The organism is Burkholderia sp. COPS (genome assembly GCF_019425585.1).
In the GTDB taxonomy this organism is placed as follows: domain Bacteria; phylum Pseudomonadota; class Gammaproteobacteria; order Burkholderiales; family Burkholderiaceae; genus Burkholderia; species Burkholderia cepacia.
The window spans coordinates 1-1,357 of record NZ_WIXR01000108.1 but is presented as its reverse complement, the minus strand read 5'-3'; the positions used below and the strand labels follow the sequence as shown (position 1 = coordinate 1,357).

Genomic DNA, 1,357 nt, shown 5'->3' with positions numbered 1-1,357 from the left:
GCGTCAGCGACAGGCAGCCGAACTGGTGGCCGATGTACTTCGACGCGAGCTTGAGCGCGTCCTCCTTGTACTTGCTCGCCGCATAGCCATGCTCAGTCTGGAAGTCGGGGCTCGCAACCTTGAACGCCTCGATGAACGCAGCCTGCTCCTTGCCCTGCTGCTCGGTAAAGCTCGGCAGCATTTCCGACCCGGCAACGAACACGTACGGCAGATCCTCGTCGCCATGAATGTCGAAGAACATGTCGCAGCCGATCGCATGGATCGCATCGCGCACGGCCAGCACCTCGGGGCTGCGCTCGGCATCGGGCGCCATCCACTCGCGGTTCAGGTTCGCGCCCGCCGCATTGGTGCGCAGGTTGCCATGCACGCTGCCGTCCGGATTCATGTTCGGGACGATGTGGAACGTCACGCGATCGTAGAGCTTGCGCGCAACCGGATCGCCGGCCCAGTCGCCCCATCCTGCCAGCCGCTTGACGAGGCCTTCGACGAACCACTCGGCCATCGACTCGCCGGGATGCTGGCGCGCGATGATCCACACCTTCTTCTTCGGTGCGCCGTCGGTCTCCGGCGTACCGAGCGTCAGCAGCGACATCGGACGACCTTCGACCGTGCGACCGAGTTCGACGACGCTCGCCTGCGGCAACTGCTGGACCGCACCGAGAAATGCGGCATGACGCTCTTCCGAGTACGGTTCGAAATACGCGTAGTAGATGCTGTCGAATTCCGGCGTATGGTCGATGGTCATCGTCTTGCCGTCGAACGTCGTCGGCACGCGGAACCAGTCGACCCGGTCATAGCTCGCCACCGCGCTGTAATTGCGCCAGCCCGACGGATACGCGCATTCGGCCGCATTCTCGAACGTCATCACGCAGCGCTCGCCGCGCGCGCCCGTCAAGCGGTAGTAAAACCATTGCGCGAATTCCGAGCGGTTGTCGCCGCGCACGCGCAACCGAATCGCATCGGGGCTGTCGCACGACACGACGTCGATTGCGCCTGCGTCGAAATTGCTGGTGATCGAAAGGGCCATCTGTCTCTCCTTTGTCGACCGGAGTTGGCGCTTTGGCGCTGACACCGGTCCCATGTAAAGCTGGCGACCGGAACAGGCGGTGTAGCGCTTGCCCGGCCTCATGCATGCGCCGGCCGTCTCGTGAACGGCCGGCAGGGTCACTCGCCGACTCGCCGGCGATATACGTAAGTCGAATCGTTCGACGCAGCCGCATCGAACGCATAGCCTTCCGTCGCGAATTCCTTCAGCGCCTTCGGGTCGGCAATCCTGTTCTCGACGATATAACGCGCCATCAGGCCGCGCGCACGCTTCGCATGGAAGCTGATGATCTTGTAGCGGCCGCCCTTCCAG

2 protein-coding genes are annotated in these 1,357 nt (G+C 63.4%); both read right to left on the bottom strand.

From position 1 onward, the window contains the following. The coding region (locus tag FOZ70_RS37830; protein ID WP_219707918.1) for a M14-type cytosolic carboxypeptidase at nt 1–1,027 on the bottom strand (1,027 nt) is incomplete at its 3' end. 137 nt (nt 1,028–1,164) lie between these two features. Next, on the bottom strand, nt 1,165–1,357 hold a 193-nt coding region (yaaA, locus tag FOZ70_RS37825), incomplete at its 5' end, for a peroxide stress protein YaaA (protein ID WP_219707917.1).